Origin of the sequence: Methylobacterium sp. Leaf91, assembly GCF_001422815.1 — a bacterium.
Classification (GTDB): domain Bacteria; phylum Pseudomonadota; class Alphaproteobacteria; order Rhizobiales; family Beijerinckiaceae; genus Methylobacterium.
The window spans coordinates 290,341-311,816 of sequence record NZ_LMMP01000012.1 but is presented as its reverse complement, the minus strand read 5'-3'; the positions used below and the strand labels follow the sequence as shown (position 1 = coordinate 311,816).

Below are 21,476 nucleotides of genomic sequence, written 5' to 3'. Positions count from 1 at the left end.
ATAAGCCGGGCGCCTCAGGCGGCGATCCCGGTTCCGACCGGACAGGTCACTCCGGTGCCGCCTACACCGCAATAGCCAGCCGGGTTCTTGGCAAGGTATTGCTGATGGTAGCCCTCGGCGAAGTAGAACGTATCGAGCGGGACGATCTCCGTCGTGATCTCGCCGAACCCGCGTGCCTTCAAGGCCTCTCCGTAGACCTCCCGAACGCGTCGGGCGGTCTCGGCCTGCGCCTTGTTCGCCGTGTAGATTCCCGAACGGTACTGCGTGCCGACATCGTTGCCCTGGCGCATGCCCTGGGTTGGGTCATGGCTCTCGAAGAACGTCTTGAGCACTGCCTCCAGAGGGCGCACGGCCGGATCGTAGACGACGAGGACAACCTCGTTATGGCCGGTCATGCCCGAGCAGACCTCCTCGTAAGTCGGGTTGGGCGTGAAGCCGCCAGCGTACCCCACCGCCGTCACGACGATTCCGTCCGGCAATTGCCAAAACTTGCGCTCGGTGCCCCAGAAGCAGCCGAGTCCCAGGACGATCTGCTCGGTTCCCTCCGGATAAGGGCCTTTCAGCGGATTGCCGTTGACGAAATGGGTCTCGGTGGTGGGAATCGGCGTCGACCGGCCGGGCAACGCATCGGTGGCGCTCGGCATCTCGGGACGCTTGCGGAAGAACTGGAGCATCGGGGGCCTCCATGAGAGGGCGGGATGTCCCCTATATGGGGTGCCGGCCCCGTTCCTGAATGCCCCGTGTCGAAACGGCCATGCCGCCGGACGTCGATGTCAGGGCCGGCTGAGGAAGCCGATCGGCTCGCGGGGCGGCTGGCCGAGCCAGAGCAGGAAAGCCCCCAGGCCGAGGCCGAGGAGGCAGGCGGGGGCCAGGGTCAGCGGCAGGACGAGGGCTTGCCAAAGCCATGGCGCCACGCTCTCCACCGCGCCCTGAAGCGCGCTTCCGCGCTCCTTGAACAGTGTCATCAGCAGGTCGCTCAGGCTGGTGACGCGCACGCCGTTATTGGCGATCGAACGCGCGCCATCATAGACGAGGCCGACAAAGCCCGCCGCGAGGACGACGTATCCGAGGAGGCGGCTGAGAAAGCGGAGCATCGCGGCTTGCACACAAGCCGGCTCCCATGCCGGCCTTGCGGGATTACGGGCCGCCGTCGCGAGGCGCAAGGTGTCCGAGGCGCACGCCGTCCCGGCAATGAGTGCGCGAGGACTGCCATTGCGCCCCGAGACGCCTCCGTGGCACAGCCCGGCCCAGACATTTCCAGCGGACCAGCGCTTTGCCGACCGAGCCCGAAACTCCCACCGAACTGGTGATCTTCGATTGCGACGGCGTGCTGGTCGATAGCGAGCCCCTGAGTCTCGGGACGCTGACTGCCGGGCTCAATCGGATCGGAGTGGTCATCGATGTGGATACGGTGAGGGAGCGCTTCGCCGGCACATCCATGACGTCGATCATGGGGCATATCGAGCGCGATTACGGGATCGCCGCGCCCGACGGCTTCGTCGAGGCGGTGAAAGCCGAAACCCTTCGCGCCTTCGACCGCGACCTGCGCGCCATGGAGGGGATCGCGCTGGCGGTGCGGTCACTGGAGCTTCCGAGCTGCGTCGCGTCCAGCAGCGATCCGGCGCGGCTCGCCCATTCGCTCGGCCTCACCGGCCTGTTGCCCCTGTTCGAGGGCCGTATCTTCTCGGCGACCATGGTCTCCCGCGGCAAGCCGGCTCCCGACCTGTTCCTCCTTGCCGCTGCCGAGATGGGCTTCGCTCCTGGCCGATGCCTCGTGGTGGAGGATAGCGTGCCTGGCGTCACGGCGGCGCGCGCCGCGGGGATGCGCGTCCTGGGCTTCACCGGCGGAGGGCATTGGCTGCACGATTCCACGGGAGCGGACCTGATCGCGGCCGGTGCTGAACGGGTCTACGGGCATCATCGCGACCTTGCCGGCCTGATCGGGCGCGTGGCCGCCGCGTCCGCTTGACCGCGGCGCACTCCAAAAAACCACCCTCCGAAGAAATCGCCTGCGCTTCGTGGGTCCAGGCGTCATTCCTGCCACAAGACTGCATGCATTCGGAAGATGCATCCGTTGACGAAGCGACGTGTTGCTCTCATTTTAGAGGTGCGGCTCCAGACCGGATGGCTTGGTCCGTCGCGGTGATTTGAAGTGTGTAGCTTGCGCCGCGTCATCAAACGCTAAAGCACTGCGGAGCGCTCGCGCCTCGTGGTCCTTCATCGAAAGGATGACTTGCCGTGACTGATCGACCCTCGTTCCAAAGTCTCTTTTGTGCCTGCTCCCGCTGTCGATGCTGACCCACCCGTCAGATCCGATTGCTTTCAGCAGATGGCCGTTAGGCCGCGCCAGGAGACTTCGACACCATGCCCCACTTTCACCAGGACGACGCCCACAGGGCGTTGAACCGATTGCACACGCCTGATGCCCGGGCGGATCATCTCGAGGCCCGTGCCCGTAACCGCCTTCATACCGCCCCGCCGCCACGGGTGATCGAAATCGGCGACGTGACGGCCGGAATCGCCGTGCCCGAACGGGGCGGCGTCCGGTTCTTCTCGTCCGGCCGTGATTTCGACCCCCTCGACGGGCTCGTCTTCGCCAGCGTCGAGAAGGCCGCCAAGGCGGCTCGGGACCGTTTCGCGGCTCGTCGCGCGCCGCGCAGGAACGCCGCCTCGCCCCGCCTCGATCCTGTCCGGGCCGACGCGGCCTTCGACATCCACCGGACCGCGTACGGGCGCTGAGCCTTCGTTCCCCTCGAAGGCGGCCGTTCCGGCGCGGACGCCCGTCCCGGAACGGCCCTCTCACCCCTCGCCGGTTTTGCTAGGCGGGGTTGTGGCCTTGAGGCGCCTCCGGCGTTCGGCTCGGGCGAGTTCGGCCGCATTGGCAAATCCCGTCGCCATGGCGATATCCGCCGAGCTCAGCGCGCTCTCGCGGCGGAGCTGATGGGCCCGGTCGAGCCGCAGGGCGAGATAATGCTGGTGAAGACTGATGCCGATCCGGTTTCTGAAGAGTAGCTCGAGCTGACGGATCGACACGCGGGCGAGATCGGCCAGTCCCTGCCGCGAGAGCGGCGTTTCCAGATTGGCTTCCATCGCGGCGAGGACCCGGAGCAGCCGCGGGTCGCGCACCCCGATCCGCAGGCGGAGGTCCATCCTCTGCGGACTCAGGCCCTCGCGAATCTGGTTGTGCAAAAACCAGTCGCTGACGCCGTTGGCGAGGCCCGGACCGTGGTCGCGCTCGATCAGGTTGAGCATCAGGTCGAGGGCGGCGATGCCGCCCGAGCAGGTGATCCGATCGTCCTGGATCTCGAAGAGGGAGCGCACGACCTCGATATCCGGGTAGCGTTCCTCGAAGGCGGGAACATGCTCCCAGTGGAGCGTGCAACGGCGCCCCGTCAGCAGACCCGCACGGGCGAGCAGGTAAGGCCCTCCGGAAATGCCGCCGAGCGTGATCCCCCGCCGGGCGAGATGGCGAAGCCAAGCGGTCAGGGCTGGGTCGTCGAAGGCGGCGGGATTTCCCCCCGCACAGACGAAGACACGGTCGGCGTCGAGCTTGGTGTCGCCGACATCGACATCAGGCAGGATCGCAATTCCGTTGGAAGCCTGGACGGCGCCTCCGCCCGGTGCCGCATGCCACCAGCGGTAGACTTCGCTTTCCAGAAGGGTGTTGGCCGCCCGCATGGGCTCGACCGCGGCCGCGTAGGACATGAGCGGAAAGCCCGGCAGCAAGATGAAGCCGACGGTCAGCGGCGCCGGCTTTTCCGATGCCGTGGCGTCAAGGGCGAGATCGGGCAAGATTCGGGGACTTTGGCGCTAGAGGACGGCCGTTCATTTCTGCGCAAATTGTCCGAATGACGTCGCAAAATGCAAGGGGCGTTAGCCGGCGATACGCTACTCAAGGTGACACACGCCGCAACCAGCCCCGGAGCATGTCCCGCCATGCGCTATTCCCTCCTCAGCGTCCTGGGTCAGGCCCTGCGTGGCCAGCGTGATTGGAAGCCCCAATGGCGCGATGCCGCGCCCAAGGCCGAGTATGATGTCGTCATCGTCGGTGGCGGCGGCCACGGTCTCGCGACCGCCTATTATCTCGCCAAGGAGCACGGCATCACCAACGTCGCCGTGCTGGAGAAGAGCCATGTCGGCTCCGGCAATGTCGGGCGCAACACCACCATCGTCCGCTCTAATTATGGGCTCGCCGGCAACATCCCGTTCTACGAACGGTCGATGAAGCTCTGGGAGGGGCTGGAGCAGGACATCAACTACAACGCCATGGTGAGCCAGCGCGGCGTGCTGAATCTCTACCATTCGGATGCGCAGCGTGATGCCTATGCCCGGCGCGGCAACGCCATGCGGATGGCGGGTATCGATGCCGAACTCCTCGACCGCGAGGGGGTTCGGGGAATGGTGCCGTTCATCGATTTCGACAATGCGCGCTTTCCCGTGAAGGGCGGTCTCCTCCAGCGTCGGGGCGGCACCGTGCGCCACGACGCCGTGGCCTGGGGCTATGCCCGCGCGGCCAGTGACCGGGGCGTCGACATAGTCCAGAACTGCGCCGTCACCGGCATCCGCCGCGAGAATGGGCGGGTGGTCGGGGTCGAGACGAGCCGTGGCTTCATCCGGGCGAAGAAGGTTGCGCTCTCGGTGGCGGGCTCGACATCGCTGCTGGCCTCCATGGCCGATCTGCGCCTGCCGATCGAGAGCCACGTGCTCCAGGCCTTCGTCAGCGAGGGCGTGAAGCCTCTCATCGACACGGTGATGACCTTCGGGGCCGGACATTTCTACGTCAGCCAGTCGGACAAGGGCGGCCTCGTCTTCGGCGGCGACATCGACGGCTACAATTCCTACGCCCAGCGCGGCAACCTCGCGACGATCGAGGACGTGATGGAGGGCGGCATGGCCTTGTGGCCAGGCCTCGGGCGCCTGCGGCTGCTGCGGCACTGGGGCGGGATCATGGACATGTCCATGGATGGCAGCCCGATCATCGACCGTACTCCCGTCGACGGTCTCTATCTCAATGCGGGCTGGTGTTACGGCGGCTTCAAGGCGACCCCGGCGGCGGGGTTCTGTTTTGCCCATCTCATCGCCCGCGACACGTCGCATGGGGACGCCGCCGCCTACCGGCTCGACCGTTTCGCCACCGGCCATCTCATCGACGAGAAGGGCATGGGCGCCCAACCGAACCTGCATTGAGCGCGGATCTGGATTGAGGGAACGACGATCATGCGTATCCGATGCCCCCATTGCGGGCCCCGCGACAACGGCGAGTTCAGCTATCTCGGCGACGCCGCGCCGATCCGGCCCGACGGCATGGAAGCGCCTCCCGCCGCCATGCACGACTACGTCTACCTGCGTGACAACCCGGCCGGCCCCCATCGCGAGCTCTGGTATCACGGCGCCGGCTGCCGCTCCTGGCTCGTGGTCGATCGAGACACGCGCACCCACGAGATCACCGGGGTGTCCTCCGCCCGCGAGGTCGCGCTGAGCCGTCGGACAGGAGAGGTCGCATGACCACGCTCACCCTTCGGGATACCGCCTCCCCCAGCGGCGCCTCCCCGGCAACGGCCGTTGGGCAGGGCTTTCGTACCGCGACCGGCGGCATGATCGACCGGCGCCGCCCCCTGGACTTCACCTTCGACGGCCAGCGCTACAGCGGTTTTCAGGGCGATACCCTGGCCTCGGCGCTGTTGGCCAACGGCGTGCGCCTCGTCGCCCGGTCGTTCAAGTACCACCGCCCGCGCGGCATCCTCACCGCCGGTTCGGAAGAGCCTAACGCCCTCGTCGAACTGCGTTCGGGCGCACGCCGGGAGCCGAACACCCGCGCCACCGTGGCCGAACTCTACGAGGGGCTTGAGGCGTCGAGCCAGAATCGCTGGCCGTCGCTGAAATACGACGCCCTCTCGGTCAACGCCCTGGCGGCGCCGGTCTTCGCGGCGGGGTTCTACTACAAGACCTTCATGTGGCCGGCCGCTCTCTGGGAGAAGCTCTACGAGCCGATGATCCGCCGCGCCGCCGGCCTCGGCCGGGCCGCCCATGCGCCGGATCCCGATACTTACGACAAGGCCTTCGCGTTCTGCGACGTGCTGGTCATCGGGGCCGGACCGGCTGGGCTCGCCGCAGCCCTGGCCGCCGGACGGTCGGGCGCGCGTGTCATCCTCGTCGACGAGGATCACCGGACGGGCGGGCGCCTGCTTGCCGACCGGCGCGAGATCGCCGGCCGATCCGGTGCGGACTGGGCCACGGACACCCTCGCCGAACTGGCGAGCATGCCGGAGGTGCGCATTCTGAGCCGGACCACCCTGTTCGGGGTCTACGATCACGGAGCCTACGGGGCGGTCGAGCGCGTCGGCGATCATCTCGCCGTGCCCCCCGTCCATGCGCCGCGCCAGCGCCTGTGGCGGATCACGGCAAAGCAAGCCATTCTCGCTGCCGGAGCCATCGAGCGCCCTCACGTCTTCGGCGGCAACGACCGGCCCGGCGTGATGCTGGCCGGCGCGGTGCGGACCTACCTCAACCGATACGGCGTGCTCCCGGGCCGGGCCGTCGCAATCTTCACCTCGGGCGATGACGGCTGGCGCACCGTGGCCGATGTCGCCGCGGCGGGCGGACAGGTGGTGGCCGTGATCGATTCCCGCGCATCGGTGCCGGCCGAGCTGCGCCGGGCGGCCGAGGCCGTCGGCGCGCAGGTGATCTGTGATGGCTACGTCACCGGTACGAAGGGGCATCTCGGCCTGGAGGCGATCGAGGTGGTGGACACCTATGGCAGCCGCCAGACCATCGCCTGCGACTGCCTCGCCATGGCCAATGGCTGGAATCCGATCGTGCATCTAGATTCGCATCTGTCGCGGCGACCGGTCTGGGACGAGGCGATCCACGCCTTCGTGCCGGGTGCGCTTCCCTCGGGCATGGTGGCCGTCGGGGCGTCGAGCGGGGCCTTCACCCTTATCTCCTGCCTGGAGACCGGCGGCCGGGCCGGTGCGGAGGCCGCCTCAGCCTGCGGATTCGCCGGCGCCGCGCCCGAGACCCCGAAGACCGATCCCGAGAGCATCGCCCATACGCCGCTGTGGCGCGTGCCGGTATCGAGGGGCAAGGCCTTCGTCGATTTCCAGAACGACGTGGCCGCCTCCGATGTGGAGCTCGCCCATCGCGAGGGCTTTCGCGCGGTGGAGCTCCTGAAGCGCTACACCACCCTCGGCATGGCCACCGACCAGGGCAAGACCTCGAACCTCGCCGGGCTCGGCATCATGGCGGAGCTCACCGGCCAGCCGGTCGCGAGCGTCGGCACCACGATGTTCCGGCCGCCCTTCACCCCCGTCGCCATCGGCGCTTTCGCCGGGCATCACCGGGGCAAGGATTTCCGCGCGACCCGGCATGTCCCATCGCATGCCTGGTGCGAGGAGCAGGGCGCGGTCTTCGTGGAGACCGGCCTGTGGCTTCGTCCGGCCTATTTCCCCAAGGCCGGCGAGAGCGACTGGCTGGAAACGGTCAATCGCGAGGTGAATACCGTGCGCGCCCATGTCGGCATCTGCGACGTGACGACGTTGGGCAAGATCGACATCCAGGGCCGGGACGCCCTCGCTCTCATCGAGCGGGTCTGCGCCAATCCGTTCGGCACGCTACCCGTGGGCAAGGCGCGCTACGCCGTACTTCTACGTGAGGACGGCTTCGTCCTGGACGATGGCACCATCGCGCGGCTGGGCGAGAGCCATTTTGTGATGACGGCCTCCACGGCCAACGCTGCCAAGGTCATGCAGCACTTGGAATTCTGCCACCAATGGCTGTGGCCTGAGCTCGACGTGCAGATGGTCTCTGTGAGCGAGCAATGGGCGCAATATGCGGTAGCCGGACCGCGCGCTCGCGACACGTTGCGGGGCATCGTCGATCCCGGATTCGACCTGTCGAACGAGGCCTTCCCCTTCCTGGCCTGTGCCGACATCACGGTCGGAGGGGGCATCCCCGCGCGGCTGTTCCGCATCTCGTTCTCGGGCGAACTCGCCTACGAACTGGCTGTGCCGGCCGCCTATGGCGACGCCGCGTGGCGTGCGGTCATGACGGCCGGCTCGGCCCACGGCATCACGGCCTACGGCTCGGAGGCGCTCTCGGTGATGCGCATCGAGAAGGGCCACGCGGCCGGTGCCGAGATCAACGGCCAGACGACGGCGCGCGACATCGGCCTCGGCGGCATGCTCGCCAAAAAGAAGGACTATATCGGCCGCGTGATGAAGGAGCGCCCGGCCCTCGTCGATCCCGAGCGGCCGATCCTCGTGGGGTTCCGCCCGGTCGACCGCAGCCAGCGCCTGCGCGCGGGGGCACGGTTCCTCGCCGTCGGCGCCGCCCCGAGCCTCGCGGCCGATGAGGGTGTCATGACCTCCGTCGCCTATTCGCCGAGCCTCGGGCACTGGATCGGGCTCGGGTTGATCCGGCGCGGCGCCGAGCGCCATGGGACGCGCGTGCGCGCCTACGATCCGGTGCGCGACGGGGATGTCGAAGTCGAGATCTGCTCACCGGTCTTCGTCGACCCGAAAGAGGAGAAGCTGCGTGTCTGATGTTATCGAGACGACATGGCGGCCGAGGAGCGCCTGGGCGGGGATCGCGCCGGTCGGTCGGCACGGCCGCCCGGGCGGCGAGCCCGGTCTCACCCTGACCCTGCGCGACGAATTCGGGCTTGCCACCGTGATCGCGGTGAAGGGCCGGACCGACGCCCTGCAGCAGGTTCTGGGCGAGCGCTTCGGCTGGTCGCTGCCCGATACGGGGACTGCCAGCCTCACGGGAGAGCGGGGATTGGTCTGGTCCGGACCGGATCAATGGCTCGCTCTCTTCGAGACGCGCCAGGAGATGGCGGGCCTCGGCGAGGCGTTGCAGGGTATTGCCGCGGTCACCGACCAGAGCGACGCCCGGGCGATCGTCCGCGTGTCCGGGCCGGACGCCCGGGCGTTCCTCGCCAAGGGCCTCGCCATCGACCTTCATCCCCGTGCCTTCCAGCCGGGGCAGGTCGCCGTCACCGCCCTTGCGCATATGGGCGCGCAGATCTGGCAGCGGGACGCAGCCCCCATCTACGACCTCGCCGTGGCGCGCAGCTTCGCCGGCAGCGTCTGGTCGTGGCTGAGCCATGCCGCGGCTGAGTTCGGCTACGACGTTCGCAACGCGGCGCCGTGAGCGGAGCCGGCTGTTCCCCGGCCGGATGCTTCAGCTGCGCGGGTAGATGATGACCGACAGGTAGGTCATCGGGGTCTTAATCAGTTTGGCCGGCCCATGCGAGGCCGCCGAATCGAACAGGAGCGAGTCCCCTGGCTGCAGCATGTAATCGTGCTTGTCATGGCGATAGATGACTTCGCCGGTCAGCATGTAGATGAACTCGGTGCCGCCATGCCGAAACTCCGTATAGGACTCGGCATCGTTCTCCAGGGTGATGAGATAGGGCTCGACGACGATCTCGCCGCGCAGGCCCGCCCCGAGCAGTTCGTAGAGATGCCCGGCCTTCGTGCCGCGCCGTTCGATGACGACGCCCTGTCCGCGCTTGACGAAGGAGCAGTCGCGGCTCTCCTCGAAGGCCGAGAACAACACGGTGATGGGCACGTTCAACGCCTTCGCCACAGCGTTGATCGACGACAGCGACGGCGAAATCTGCCCGTTCTCCATTTTGGAGATCATGCCGGGTGATATCCCGGCCGCCGTGCCGAGATCGGCTACAGAGAGGTCGCGCTCGCGCCGGAACAGGCGGATCTGGTGGCCAAGTGCCCGCTCGAGTGTGCGCTTGTCGTCCACCGGTGCGTTAGAGGCGGTGTTCAGCATCCGGTTTCTGATCTCGCCCTCATCGCAACACGCATCGAGCACGACGCGGGGCTCAAGAGCCATCATGTCGGCACAAGATTCACGTCTAACACCGGAATACCGCATCGAACAGATTGCGCGATTGCCGGTGAGGCGATCCGACTCATGATTGTCGATGGCGGAATCTGTGCGGTTGGTTCCTTTGCCCGACACATCAGCCGATCAGGCGCGCCGAACCGCGAAACCCGTCCGTGTAAAAAAGATGGTGTGCGAGCAGACGCGTTGCTTCGGGGAAGACGTCCAGCCTGCCTCGAGTGAAGGCGGGCGCCCGTTTCCGGACGATCGCCCGCACAGGCCGTGGGTCAGGATGCCGAAGTGGTCGGGCGTGACGTGGAACCATAGGATGTCACCGCACCCAGGCGCGCGATCCGGTAAGCGTCGGGGATCGAGAGTGCCCAGACGAACACGCCGGCGGCGTGACGACCGATGACATCCACATCCGGCGACGCGAATTTCGTGGTCAGCCACGCCCCCACCAGAGTAAAGAACGCGAATCCCAAGCCGCGTTGTGCCTTTCCGAGCAGCACATGGCCCATGCCCGGCAGCAGGATGGCGGCCGCGAGGACCAGATAGGGGTTAGGCTGCGGCGCGCGCATGGGCTTCTTCGGATCCATGGACTGCATCTTCTCCGGTAAGGCTCCGGACGAGGCCGGTTGCTTGGGCGAGCAGAGGCCGCAACTGCTCCGGACCGATCTGCGTCATGGGGAAACGGTTCTCGCGCAGGAGCAGGTAGGCACCGCGTTCGCCCTGGCAGAGCTGGCTGACGATCCGGATCCCCCGAGGCGTGAGCAGCACTTCCTTCACGCGTGGCTCGGCGAGAATGGTCGCGATTGTGCCGGAGGCACGGGCAAGGAGGGGGGCGGCACCGAGCGATCCCCGCACCAGCGTCTCGCCCGGCCAGCCTTCCGGCACATTGTAGCGCGCCGGGAGATTGTCCGCCGGGGCATAGAATTCGGCACCCACCACGCGCCTGAGGATGTCGATCGTGCCGCGAACGCCTGTCGCATGATGCACCGAGACGCTGAGCCAGAGCTGCGGAAGGCGCCGGAAGGCAAGGGCTTCCGGGATGACCCTGATCTCGACCGGCATGTCCAGGAACCGGCCCGCGAGAGTTCCGAAGCCCGTCGGGTCGCGGCCATGGACCGGCTTCGCCAGAAGGTCTTCGCAGGGTCGGAGCATTCCGGCCCGTTCCGCCGAGGCCGTCCGGCCGCGCCGGTAGAGCGCGTAGCCGGCGGCACCCAGCATCGGGAGGACGAGGAGGTCGATCATTCCGGCCTCAATAGCCGCGCGGCTTTGGCCAGTGCATCGTGAACTGGTCGCCGCGCCTGACATACTTGTAGCGGTGCAGCACGAACCAGGCGGAGGCGATGATGTAGAAGGTCATCATCGCAACGAGCTGCGTCCCGTAGCCGAGAAACACCGCGACGTAGGTGACGCTGCACAGAAGCAGAAGCAGCAGACACGGCAGCGGATGGAGCGGATGGACGTAGCCTCTCTGAATGGTGCCCAGAGGCCATTTCCGCCTGAACAGCACGATGGAGAGCGCCATCAGCGTGTAGCCGAGCAGCCCGGATAGGATCGAGAAGGTGATGGTCTGGTCGAGCGGCGTCGAGACCGCGAACATGATCGCCACCGGCACGAAGAAGACGATCGACCGGTAAGGGGTGTGGTAGGCGGGGTGCACCGCACCGAACCAGGCCGGCATGTAACGGTCGCGCCCCATGGCGAACCAGGCCCGCGAGGCGTCGTTGATGCAGCCATTGGCCGAGGCGACGGTGGCGAACAGGGTGCCGAAGAACAGAAACACTTCGAGCCAGCGATTCCCCGTGAGACGCCCGGCATCGTAGAGCGGCGTCACGGCCTGGCCGAGATATTCCCAGGGCATCAGCCCAGAGCAGACGTACCAGGTGGCCGTCGCGGCGATCAGGAGGGTCATCATCCCCGTCATGGTGCCCAGCGGCAGGGCACGGGCGGGCGAGCGCACCTCCTCCGCGGCCTGCGTCGTTCCCTCAATGCCGAGGTAGAACCACAGGCCGAAATGCATGGCGGCGAGGATGCCGAGATTCCCGTAGGGCAGGCCGACCAAGAGGGCATCGTGCTGCAGCACTGCGCCCGGCGCCCAGGGTTGGGTCGCCACGAAGAGCACCACGATGGCGAGGAAGGCAGCGGCCGTGATCAGCAGGTTCATCGTCAACGATGCGAGCACGCCGCGATAGTTCAGGAAGGCGAGGGCCACGATGGTGAGCACCATGAACGCGCGCTTGTCGACGGTGCCCGCGACGCCGAGATTGGCCATGAACGCTTCGATCAGATCCCCGGTCACGATGGCGTTCGAGACCTCGAGCATCGTGTAGGCCATCACAAGGTAGAGGCCGACATTGAAGGCCGCGAGCGGCCCGATGATGTGCTTGGCCTGCGCGTACTGGCCGCCCGCGGCGGCCACCGTGGAGGTAATCTCGGAATCGATCATGGCCACGCAGGTGTAGAGTATCCCGGCGAGCCAGCAGGCGGTCAGCGCCGCGACCGGCCCCCCCTTCCCGACGGCGAAGTTCCAACCCATGAACTCGCCCACCAGCACGATCCCGACGCCGAGCGCCCAAACATGGCCGGGCCCGAGCACGCGCAAGAGCGCGATCTTCCTGGCGGGCACAGCGGCCGATACTGACGACACGTCTGGCAGCGAGACTTTCGGGGGCTGGAATCCAGGCGGAGTGGCGATCTGAACATCCTGCATCACGACCTCGCTGCCTGTTCGCCGACATCGGCATCAACGATCTCGCCCTCCTCGGACGAGAGGAGGTAGTCCTCTCCGAAGGCTCGGTTGGTGCGCACCAGATCGACGGCCATCCAGAGCGCAAGGGCTCCGGCGATCGCCCAGGCACTCCAGTTCATGATCTCGACCATGACGGATATCCTCGTAGGAAATGAACGGGCTGACTGTGACCGCGGCCAATGAGGCTCAGCGAGGCTCTACTGTCTTACTCGGGTCATCGTCGCTGAAGCGCTCGGCGATGACTTCGCGGTACTCATGGTCAGAGTAGCGGAACATGAAGACGAAGTAGGCCACGATGATCAGCGCCGTGAATGCCAGGGCCGTCCAGTTGAAGTTATAGTCGAATCGGGTCCCGATGATCGTCGCGGCCTTCTCTGGCGCGATGCCCAGCTTCTCCCACTGAGCCGCCATAACCGCGTTCTGTCCCAGTGATTCCCAGGATGGATTCGGATATTCCGTCGTGGTCGTGCCGCCGCCGGCCAGTTTGAGCCAAAGCGGCAGGTAGAGTGTGATGAACACAAGGATGAGCATCAGGATCGCATCGAAAATCTGCCCGATGATCGGCTGACTCGGCGGCTCGTAGGGAACCTTTTTCATTCGGTTGCTCCTTTGTGCTGCCGCGCTTTGCGGATCTGGTCAAGATAATAGATGTCGGTGCCGTAGATTGCGGACTTGTCTTCACTGTAGTGACGGATCATCGCGAAGGTGGATGCTGTGTTAAGGAAGAGCACGATGGCGCCAAGGATCGCCATCGGAATGAGCAGGTTGGTGCTCTCGAAAGCTTTCCACATGCTCCAGAACGTGAAGGCATAGATCAGCCAGACCGCGACCACGGCGAACGCGGCGGCTGCGCTGTCGCGTCTGAACATGGACGAGATGCGGGGATCCTGATTCACGGCATGTCCTCCTTCATAAATTTTCTTTTTGAGAACCCAGGGTTCCTTTCTGGAAAGATCCTGCCGAGAATAGGCCCTTGTCAATGCCTAAATTGGTGGCGCAGTGCACGCGTATTGAACTTTCTTGCCTGTCCCTTGAGAGAGTCAACTGTTTCTCAGCCGTCGCTTGATGGTGGAGAGGGGTGGGCGGTGACCTCGTCACTCGCTCGTGAGCCATCACTTTCTCTTATGATGAAGGGACACATTCTCCGTTCGTCAGGACTTGACGGCCTCACGCTTTTCGCGAAACCCTATTTCTTGAAGGGAATTTTTCGTCGTTCCGGCGAGCGGGTGTTCTCGTCGCTACAGGTTGCGTCGAACCTATTTGACGAGGATAGGCGTATCGTAACGACGCCTTGTTCTCAGCGATACAGTTCTTCAGAGCGGTAAACTTGCAGGGCGCTGTGCTGGCCAGGCGAATCTCGCTGCGAGCATTTGTCCTTTTCACAACGTGCCTCACAGAAAGGCGCCTCTGTTCGGGCGGCAGATGATCGGTCACCCCAATATTTCCCCGGAAGAATTTTTTGTGACCGATAGTTGACGGGTCGGTTGGAATGTGAGAGCAACGATCAACATGCTCGGTGGAAGCGGGAAAGTGCGATGTGCGGTATAGTCGGGTTGTACTTGAAGAACTCAAAGCTTGAGCCGCAGCTTGGCTCGCTTCTGTCCAAGATGCTCGCGACCATGACGGATCGCGGTCCCGATAGTGCTGGCTTCGCCGTTTACGGATCGGACAGTGACGGCGTGAAGCTCACCCTTCGTGGTGCGGATCAGGCAGCGCTGCGGAAGGCGATCTCCGGTCTGGAAGAGGCTTTCACGTTCACCTTCGACAAGATTGAACGCGACACTCATACCGTCATTTCCGTGCCCGCCGAGCGCGAGGGGCGGATCCGCGCGTGGCTCAAGAAGGAGGCGCCCGGCATCGACGTGGTCAGCGCCGGCCGGCGCATGGAGATCTACAAGGAGGTCGGGCTACCGGCCTCCGTGGCCGAGCGGTTCGATCTCGCCGGCATGACCGGCACCCACGGGATTGGTCATACGCGCATGGCCACGGAGAGCGCGGTCACCACCAATGGCGCGCACCCGTTCTCTACCGGCATCGACGAATGCCTGGTCCATAACGGCTCGCTGTCTAACCACAACGACATGCGCCGCCGCCTCGAGCGCGAGGGGCTCACCTTCGCTACCAAGAACGACACCGAGGTCGCCGCCGGCTACCTGAGTTGGCGCATGCGCGAGGGGGCGTCCCTCCAGCAGGCCCTGGAATCGAGCCTGTCGGATCTCGACGGTTTCTTCACTTTCGTGGTCGGGACCGAGACGGGCTTCGCCGTCGTGCGCGATCCGATCGCCTGCAAGCCTGCGGTGATGGCCGAGACCGACGATTACGTGGCGTTCGGCTCCGAATACCGGGCCCTCGTGGGGCTGCCCGGCATCGCCTCCGCCCGCGTCTTCGAGCCCGAACCCGCCAAGGTCTACGCCTGGGAGCGTCACTGATGTCGTCCTACGATCTCAACCAGGCGCCCCTGCGCGACCTCAACCGGGCATTACACGCCCTGCGCCCCGACACCAACGAGACCCATTGGACCATCACCGGTCCGGATGGTCGCCACGCCATAGCGGTGGGCCTCGATGCGCCGATCTCCGTCGAGATCGAGGGGAATGTCGGCTATTACTGCGCCGGCATGAATAAGCTCGCCAGCGTCGTGATCAACGGCAATGCGGGCGTGGGTGTCGCCGAGAACATGATGTCGGGCTTCGTCCATGTGCGCGGCGATGCCAGCCAGTCGGCCGGCGCCACGGCTCATGGCGGCCTGCTGGTGATCGACGGCAATGCAGGGGCTCGCTGCGGCATCTCGATGAAGGGCGTCGATATCGTCGTGAAGGGCTCGATCGGCCACATGTCGGCCTTCATGGCCCAGGCCGGAACCCTGACCGTTCTGGGCGATGCCGGCGAGGCTTTGGGCGATTCCCTCTACGAAGCGCGGCTCTACGTGCGCGGCTCGGTCAAGAGTCTGGGTGCCGATTGCATCGAGAAGGAGATGCGCGACGAGCACCGCGAACAGCTTTACGCCAAGCTCAAGGCCGCCGGACTGGCGGGCGAGGTGAGCCCGTCGGAATTCCGGCGCTACGGCTCCGCGCGCCGCCTCTATCATTTCAACGTCGACAACGCCGGAGCCTACTGATGGCCGAGACTCCCAAGGACCCGACCCTCAAGGATGCGCGCCCCTTGCCGCGCACCAAGCCCCGCTTTTCGGCGACCTACACGCCTGACGTGATGTCCGAGATCCGCCGCGCCGCCGCCACCGGCATCTATGACATCCGGGGGGCCGGGGCGAAGCGCAAGCTGCCGCATTTCGACGACCTCCTGTTCCTCGGCGCCTCCATCAGTCGCTACCCATTGGAGGGGTACCGCGAACGCTGTGGCACCGAGGTGGTGCTGGGCGCGCGTTTCGCTTCGAAGCCGATCCACCTCAAGACACCGATTACCATCGCTGGAATGAGCTTCGGCTCGCTCTCCGCCCAGGCCAAGGAAGCCCTCGGGCGCGGAGCCACGCTCGCCGGCACCTCGACCACCACCGGCGACGGCGGCATGACGCAGGAGGAGCGCGGGCATTCTCAGACGTTGGTCTATCAGTACCTGCCCTCGCGCTACGGCATGAACCCGGACGACTTGCGGAAGGCGGACGCGATCGAGATCGTCATCGGCCAGGGCGCCAAGCCCGGCGGCGGCGGCATGCTGCTCGGCCAGAAGATCACCGAGCGTGTCGCGGGCATGCGCTGCCTGCCCCCGGGCGTCGACCAGCGCTCGGCCTGCCGCCACCCGGATTGGACCGGGCCGGACGATCTCGAGATCAAGATCGAGGAACTGCGCGAGATCACCGATGGTGAGAAGCCGATCTACGTGAAGGTCGGCGCCTCGCGGCCCTATTACGACACAGCGCTCGCCGCCAAGTCCGGCGCCGACGTGGTTGTCCTCGACGGCATGCAGGGCGGGACAGCCGCGACGCAGGACGTGTTCATCGAGCATGTGGGCATTCCGATCCTGGCGGCGATCCGCCCCGCGGTGCAGGCGCTGCAGGATCTCGGTCTGCACCGGAAGGTGCAACTCGTCGTCTCGGGCGGTGTCCGCTCTGGAGCCGATGTGGCCAAGGCTCTGGCCCTGGGCGCGGATGCCGTCGCCATCGGCACGGCGGCGCTCATCGCGCTCGGCGACAACGATCCACGCTGGGAGGCCGATTACCAGGCCCTCGGCACCACCGCCGGCGCTTATGACGACTGGCACGAGGGCAAGGATCCCGCCGGCATCACGACGCAGGATCCCGAACTGGCCAAGCGCCTCGATCCGGTTCTGGCTGGCCGGCGTCTCGCCAATTACCTCGCGGTGATGACGCTGGAAGCGCAGACCATCGCGCGTGCCTGCGGCAAGAGCCACCTGCACAACCTCGAACCCGAAGACCTCGTGGCGCTCACCATCGAGGCTGCCGCCATGGCGCAGGTTCCGATGGCCGGCACCAGCTGGATTCCCGGAAAGACCGGCTTCTGACCACGCAAGGCCGCCCCTGAAGGGCGGCCTTTTCTCCACCGCATGGCCGCGATCGGCCGCACGACGCAACGCAGGGTGACGCCATGACCCCGGATCTCGAAGCCGTCGCAAAAGAGCGTGGCATCAAGTATTTCCTCGTATCCTACACGGACCTGTTCGGAACCCAGCGCGCCAAGCTCGTCCCGGCCGCCGCCATCGCCAGCACCTGTCGGAACGGCGCGGGGTTCGCAGGCTTCGCCACATGGCTCGACATGAGCCCGGCCGATGCCGACCTCCTGGCCGTCCCCGATGCGGCGGGCCTGATCCAGTTACCCTGGAAGCCTGAGGTCGGCTGGTTGCCCGCCGATCTCGTCATGGGCGGCAAGCCCGTGGAGCAGGGGCCGCGCAACATCCTCAAGCGTCTCATCAAGGACGCGGCGCGGGACGGCCTTCAGATGAAGACCGGCGTCGAGTGCGAGTTCTTCCTGATCACGCCCGACGGTTCCGAACCCGCCGATATGGCCGACCGGCAGATGAAGCCCTGTTACGACCAGTCGGCCCTCATGCGCCGCTACGACGTGATCACCGAGATCTGCGATGCGATGCTGACCCTCGGGTGGAAGCCGTACCAGAACGACCATGAGGACGCGAACGGCCAGTTCGAGATGAATTGGGACTACGACGACGCCCTCGTCACGGCCGACCGGCACGCTTTCTTCAAGTACATGACCCGCTCGATCGCCGAGAAGCACGGACTTCGGGCGACCTTCATGCCCAAGCCCTTCATGGACCTGACCGGCTCCGGCTGCCACGCCCACGTCTCACTGTGGAACGGGGAGCGCAACGTCTTCTCCGATCCGTCGGACGAGATCGGGATGTCGCGGGAGGGCTACCACTTCATCGGCGGCCTGATTCACTCGGCCGATGCGCTCGCTGCCATCACCAACCCTTGCGTCAATTCCTACAAGCGCATCAACGCCCCGCGCACCACATCCGGCGCGACCTGGGCCCCCAATACGGTGACCTATACGGGTAACAACCGCACCCACATGATCCGCATCCCCGATGGCGGGCGCTTCGAGTTCCGTCTCGCCGACGGCGCCGCGAACCCTTACCTGCTCCAGGCAGGTCTCCTCGCTGCCGGCCTCGATGGCCTGCGCAACCGGCGCGATCCGGGCAAGCGGCTCGACATCAACATGTACACGGACGGTCACATGGTCGAGGGCGTCAAGCGCCTGCCGCTCAACATGCTCGACGCCATGCGGGCGCTCGAACAGTCGGACGTCCTCGCTCAATCCCTCGGCAGCTTCGTGCCCAGCTACCTCAAGCTCAAGACCGAGGAATGGAACGCCTATTCGCGCCATCTGACGCAGTGGGAGCGCGACACCACGCTCGACTGCTGACGGAAGGCTCCCGGCCGGTTTCCGGGAGCCCATGAGTGCGAGGTGTCGTTTCGCTCCTCGACCCAACCGTCGTCCGAGAGCGGCCGTCCTGCGCCGCTTTCGACCTGGATCGCTCTTGATGATAAGCATGGTGAGGGACATATCGCAGCCGGTTGCCCGTCTTGGAATTTCGGCGCATGAACCGGCGGATCTCGGCTTTTCGGTCCGAATAAGACGAATGCGGGCAGGAAAGCTCTGTGGACCACGACGACAACAGTGCGGGCATCGAGGCCCACCGTCGTGCGGCCCTCGCACGCTATGGCATCCTCGATACCGAGGCCGAGGCTGATTTCGACGATATCGTGAAAGCGGCGTCGGCGGCCTGCAATGTGCCGATCTCGTTGATTTCCCTGCTCGATGGCGAACGGCAATGGTTCAAGGCCGAGACCGGTTTCGGCCAGAGGGAGACTCCGATCTCTTCCTCGATCTGCCGCTATGCCGTCCGTGAACAGGACGCGGTGTTCGAGATTTCCGACACGACCCGCGACGAGCGGACCGCCACGAACCCGCTTGTTACCGGCGATTCGCACGTTCGCTTCTATGCTGGCGTACCGCTGCAGACGGCGGACGGCGTGACCCTCGGAACGCTGTGCGTCCTCGACACCAAGCCGAACAGCCTCACCCCAGCGCAGATGCTCATCCTGCGCACGCTGGCCAAGCAGGTGATGGCCCTCCTCGATCTACGGCGGGCCCTACAGGACCGGCGCGAGAGCGACCGGCTCAACAAGGCGATCCTGGAGAGCGCTGTCGATTACGGCATCATCTCGATGGACCTGTCCGGCCAGGTCACGAGCTGGAACACCGGGGCGGAGCGCGTCCTCGGCTGGACCGAGGCGGAGATGTGCGGCGAGTACGCCCATGTCTTCTTCACAGTGGAGGACGTCGAGAACGGCTTGCCCGAGCAGGAGATGGGAGCGGCGCTGATGCATGGCCGGGCCAGCGACGAGCGCTGGCACAAGCGGAAGGATGGGTCCCTGTTCTGGGGGCTCGGCGAGATGATGCCGCTGAGGAACGAAGACGGGAATCCCGAGGGCTTCATCAAGATCCTGCGGGATCGCACGGAACAGCGTCTCGCGAGCCAGAAGCAGCACAACGACGCCGAGTTCATGCGCAGCGTCCTGGCCTCCTCGGCCGATTGCATCAAGGTCCTGGACCTCGACACGAGGCTCACCTTCATGAGCGAAGGCGGGATGCGCGTGATGGAAGTCAGCGACTTCAACGCGATCAAGAACTGTCCCTGGCCCGATTTCTGGCAAGATCAAGGTCACATCCAGGCTCGGGAGGCTGTCGCTGCCGCCAAGGCCGGGCGCACGGGCCATTTCCAGGGCCTCGCCAACACCATGGCGGGAAATCTCCGGTGGTGGGATGTGCAGGTTACGCCGATCCTCGACGCCGAAGGGCAGCCGGAGCGTTTGCTGTCGGTCTCGCGCGACATCACCGTCCAAAAGAATGCCGAGCAGCTGATCAGCGCCAGCGAGGCACGCTGGCGCGGCCTGTTTACCAGCATGCAGGAAGGCTTCTTTCTTGCCGAGCTTATCCGCGACGCGGCGGGACGGCCGCTGGATTACCGATTCCTGGAGATCAACCAGGCTTTTGCTCGGCAATCGGGCCTTCCCGATGACAGTGTCGGCCGGACCATCCGCGAACTCGTGCCCGATATCGAGCAATGGGTGATCGACCGCTATGCGACCGTCGTCGATACGGGCGAGCCAACCCTGTTCGAGATCACGGTCGCCGCTCTCGACCGCAGCTTCGAGGTTCGAGCTGGCCATGAGAGCGACCAGCGCTTCAGTTGTCTCTTTCTCGATGTCACCGAACGCGCACAGAACGAGACCCGCCGCCTCGCCATCGCGGAACTCGGTGACCGCCTTCGCCATTTGAGCGATCCTGTCACGATCTCCTTCACCGCGGCCGAGATCGTTGGCCGTACCCTCGGACTGTCCCATGCCGGCTACGGCGCGGTGGACCAGGATCGCGAGACCATCCTCATCGGCCGGGGCTGGTCCGCCCAGAATATTCCCCGTATCGACGGACTTCATCACTTCCGGGAATACGGCTCGTACATCGATGAGCTGAAGACCGGCGGGACAGTCCTGATTGAGGATGTCACCTCAGATCCGCGAACGGTGGCGGATGCAGCCTCGCTCATCCCCATTAGCATCCGATCGCTCTTGAACTTGCCCGTCATGGAGCACGGACGTTTCATGGCCTTGCTGTACGCGGCCAAGGACGTGCCCCATTCCTGGACGACCGAGGAAATCGGTTTCGTCCGCAACGTCGCCGACCGGACCCGCGCTGCGATCGCGCGGATCGAGGCGGAAGCGCAGCAGCGCGTGCTCAACCTCGAACTCAGCCATCGCATGAAGAACATGCTGGCGATGGTGCAATCCATCGCCACGCAGACCATGCGCAACGCCACCGACATCGCCACCGCGAAGGACGTGCTGGCGGGTCGTCTGATCGCTCTCGGCAAATCCCACGACCTGCTCCTCGGCGGCTCGCTCGGCGATACGCCCCTCAAGACGCTGATCGAGAGCACGCTGGAGCCTCACAAGGACAAGCCGGACCGGTTCGCCGTTCGTGGACCCGCGCTGAATGTCGGCGCCAAGGCCGCGATGTCGCTCGCTCTCATCCTCCACGAACTCGCGACGAACGCAGCCAAATACGGCGCGCTCTCCGCCGAGAAGGGCAGCATCACCATCGTCTGGGAGATCCGCCCGCATGAGAGCGACGGCAGCGACCGGGTGCTGCTGCGCTGGGTCGAAGCCGGCGGGCCTCCAGTGCAGCCGCCGACGCGGACGGGGTTCGGCACGCGGCTGATATCGCGCGGCTTGGCCGGCAATTTCGGCGGTGAGGTTTCCCTCGATTACCGCATGTCCGGCGTGGTCTGCACGCTCGAAGCTTCATTGAAGGGTTTGCAAGCCGTCGATACCCCGCCCGATTTCCACTAGGCGGCCGGCATCGCGCACCGACGCGCG

20 protein-coding genes and 1 pseudogene are annotated in these 21,476 nt (G+C 65.7%); 11 read left to right on the top strand and 10 right to left on the bottom strand.

The genetic code is table 11. The features are described from left to right. Positions 1-14 precede the first annotated feature (14 nt). Both msrA and ASF32_RS12285 read right to left on the bottom strand, forming a co-directional pair. Positions 15-674 carry a peptide-methionine (S)-S-oxide reductase MsrA gene (gene msrA, locus ASF32_RS12290; protein ID WP_056428462.1) on the bottom strand — a complete coding sequence of 220 codons (660 nt, stop codon included), beginning with the start codon at positions 672-674 and terminating at the stop codon, positions 15-17. A 99-nt stretch (positions 675-773) separates the two neighbouring features. Continuing rightward, positions 774-1,094 carry a hypothetical protein gene (locus ASF32_RS12285; protein ID WP_056428459.1) on the bottom strand — a complete coding sequence of 107 codons (321 nt, stop codon included), beginning with the start codon at positions 1,092-1,094 and terminating at the stop codon, positions 774-776. Positions 1,095-1,273: 179 nt separating this feature from the next. On the opposite strand from ASF32_RS12285, the gene ASF32_RS12280 reads away from it, so the two are divergent. Beyond that, the gene (locus ASF32_RS12280) at positions 1,274-1,969 is read left to right on the top strand and encodes an HAD family hydrolase (protein WP_056428456.1); all 696 of its coding nucleotides are present in this window, start codon (positions 1,274-1,276) and stop codon (positions 1,967-1,969) included. Between the two features lie 515 nt (positions 1,970-2,484). Next, a pseudogene (locus ASF32_RS12275) lies at positions 2,485-2,739 on the top strand (hypothetical protein); the annotation flags it as partial. Between the two features lie 60 nt (positions 2,740-2,799). Here ASF32_RS12275 and ASF32_RS12270 read toward each other — a convergent pair. Then, positions 2,800-3,705: a GlxA family transcriptional regulator gene (locus ASF32_RS12270; RefSeq protein WP_244483637.1), complete on the bottom strand. Its 906-nt coding sequence runs from the start codon at positions 3,703-3,705 to the stop codon at positions 2,800-2,802. Between the two features lie 231 nt (positions 3,706-3,936). Between ASF32_RS12270 and ASF32_RS12265 the strand changes: the two genes are divergently transcribed. The 4 genes from ASF32_RS12265 to ASF32_RS12250 are packed head-to-tail and all read left to right on the top strand — an operon-like array spanning position 3,937 to position 9,150. Beyond that, a complete protein-coding gene (locus ASF32_RS12265) occupies positions 3,937-5,187 on the top strand; it encodes a sarcosine oxidase subunit beta family protein (protein WP_056428446.1) in 1,251 nt (416 codons plus the stop codon). A gap of 30 nt (positions 5,188-5,217) precedes the next feature. Next, positions 5,218-5,505 (top strand): sarcosine oxidase subunit delta, encoded by a 288-nt coding sequence (locus ASF32_RS12260; protein WP_056428443.1) that lies wholly within the window; start codon positions 5,218-5,220, stop codon positions 5,503-5,505. After that, the gene (locus ASF32_RS12255) at positions 5,502-8,540 is read left to right on the top strand and encodes a sarcosine oxidase subunit alpha family protein (protein WP_056428440.1); all 3,039 of its coding nucleotides are present in this window, start codon (positions 5,502-5,504) and stop codon (positions 8,538-8,540) included. The genes ASF32_RS12260 and ASF32_RS12255 overlap by 4 nt, the downstream gene beginning before the upstream one ends. Continuing rightward, entirely contained in the window at positions 8,533-9,150 is a 618-nt protein-coding gene (locus tag ASF32_RS12250) for a sarcosine oxidase subunit gamma family protein (protein WP_056428436.1), read from the top strand. The genes ASF32_RS12255 and ASF32_RS12250 overlap by 8 nt, the downstream gene beginning before the upstream one ends. Positions 9,151-9,180: 30 nt before the next feature. On the opposite strand, the gene ASF32_RS12245 is transcribed toward ASF32_RS12250, so the two are convergent. The 7 genes from ASF32_RS12245 to ASF32_RS12220 form a co-directional block, all read right to left on the bottom strand. Next, a complete protein-coding gene (locus tag ASF32_RS12245) occupies positions 9,181-9,786 on the bottom strand; it encodes an XRE family transcriptional regulator (RefSeq protein WP_056428433.1) in 606 nt (201 codons plus the stop codon). Positions 9,787-10,127: 341 nt separating this feature from the next. After that, positions 10,128-10,439, bottom strand: coding sequence for a hypothetical protein (locus tag ASF32_RS12240; RefSeq protein WP_244483629.1), 312 nt, complete (start codon positions 10,437-10,439; stop codon positions 10,128-10,130). After that, a complete protein-coding gene (locus ASF32_RS12235) occupies positions 10,402-11,094 on the bottom strand; it encodes a hypothetical protein (RefSeq protein ID WP_056428424.1) in 693 nt (230 codons plus the stop codon). Before ASF32_RS12235 ends, ASF32_RS12240 begins: the two co-directional genes overlap by 38 nt. A 7-nt stretch (positions 11,095-11,101) precedes the next feature. Next, positions 11,102-12,505 (bottom strand): amino acid permease, encoded by a 1,404-nt coding sequence (locus ASF32_RS12230; protein ID WP_056428714.1) that lies wholly within the window; start codon positions 12,503-12,505, stop codon positions 11,102-11,104. Between the two features lie 53 nt (positions 12,506-12,558). After that, positions 12,559-12,729, bottom strand: a complete 171-nt coding sequence (locus ASF32_RS25940; protein ID WP_200919106.1) for a hypothetical protein — start codon at positions 12,727-12,729, stop codon at positions 12,559-12,561. A gap of 55 nt (positions 12,730-12,784) precedes the next feature. Further along, a complete protein-coding gene (locus tag ASF32_RS12225; RefSeq protein ID WP_056428422.1) occupies positions 12,785-13,195 on the bottom strand; it encodes a hypothetical protein in 411 nt (136 codons plus the stop codon). Further along, on the bottom strand, positions 13,192-13,494 hold the full coding sequence (locus tag ASF32_RS12220) for a hypothetical protein (protein ID WP_244478164.1): 303 nt from the start codon (positions 13,492-13,494) through the stop codon (positions 13,192-13,194). Before ASF32_RS12220 ends, ASF32_RS12225 begins: the two co-directional genes overlap by 4 nt. A 639-nt stretch (positions 13,495-14,133) precedes the next feature. Here ASF32_RS12220 and ASF32_RS12215 point away from each other — a divergent pair. The 5 genes from ASF32_RS12215 to ASF32_RS12195 all read left to right on the top strand — a co-directional run bounded on the left by ASF32_RS12215 (position 14,134) and on the right by ASF32_RS12195 (position 21,449). Beyond that, a complete protein-coding gene (locus ASF32_RS12215) occupies positions 14,134-15,027 on the top strand; it encodes a glutamine amidotransferase family protein (RefSeq protein ID WP_056428419.1) in 894 nt (297 codons plus the stop codon). Next, the gene (locus ASF32_RS12210) at positions 15,027-15,716 is read left to right on the top strand and encodes a protein glxC (protein ID WP_056428416.1); all 690 of its coding nucleotides are present in this window, start codon (positions 15,027-15,029) and stop codon (positions 15,714-15,716) included. The genes ASF32_RS12215 and ASF32_RS12210 overlap by 1 nt, the downstream gene beginning before the upstream one ends. Next, entirely contained in the window at positions 15,716-17,077 is a 1,362-nt protein-coding gene (locus tag ASF32_RS12205) for an FMN-binding glutamate synthase family protein (protein ID WP_056428413.1), read from the top strand. The genes ASF32_RS12210 and ASF32_RS12205 overlap by 1 nt, the downstream gene beginning before the upstream one ends. Positions 17,078-17,160: 83 nt before the next feature. Beyond that, positions 17,161-18,459: a type III glutamate--ammonia ligase gene (glnT, locus tag ASF32_RS12200; RefSeq protein ID WP_056428409.1), complete on the top strand. Its 1,299-nt coding sequence runs from the start codon at positions 17,161-17,163 to the stop codon at positions 18,457-18,459. 236 nt (positions 18,460-18,695) lie between these two features. Then, positions 18,696-21,449 carry a PAS domain-containing protein gene (locus ASF32_RS12195; RefSeq protein ID WP_056428406.1) on the top strand — a complete coding sequence of 918 codons (2,754 nt, stop codon included), beginning with the start codon at positions 18,696-18,698 and terminating at the stop codon, positions 21,447-21,449. Positions 21,450-21,476 lie beyond the last annotated feature (27 nt).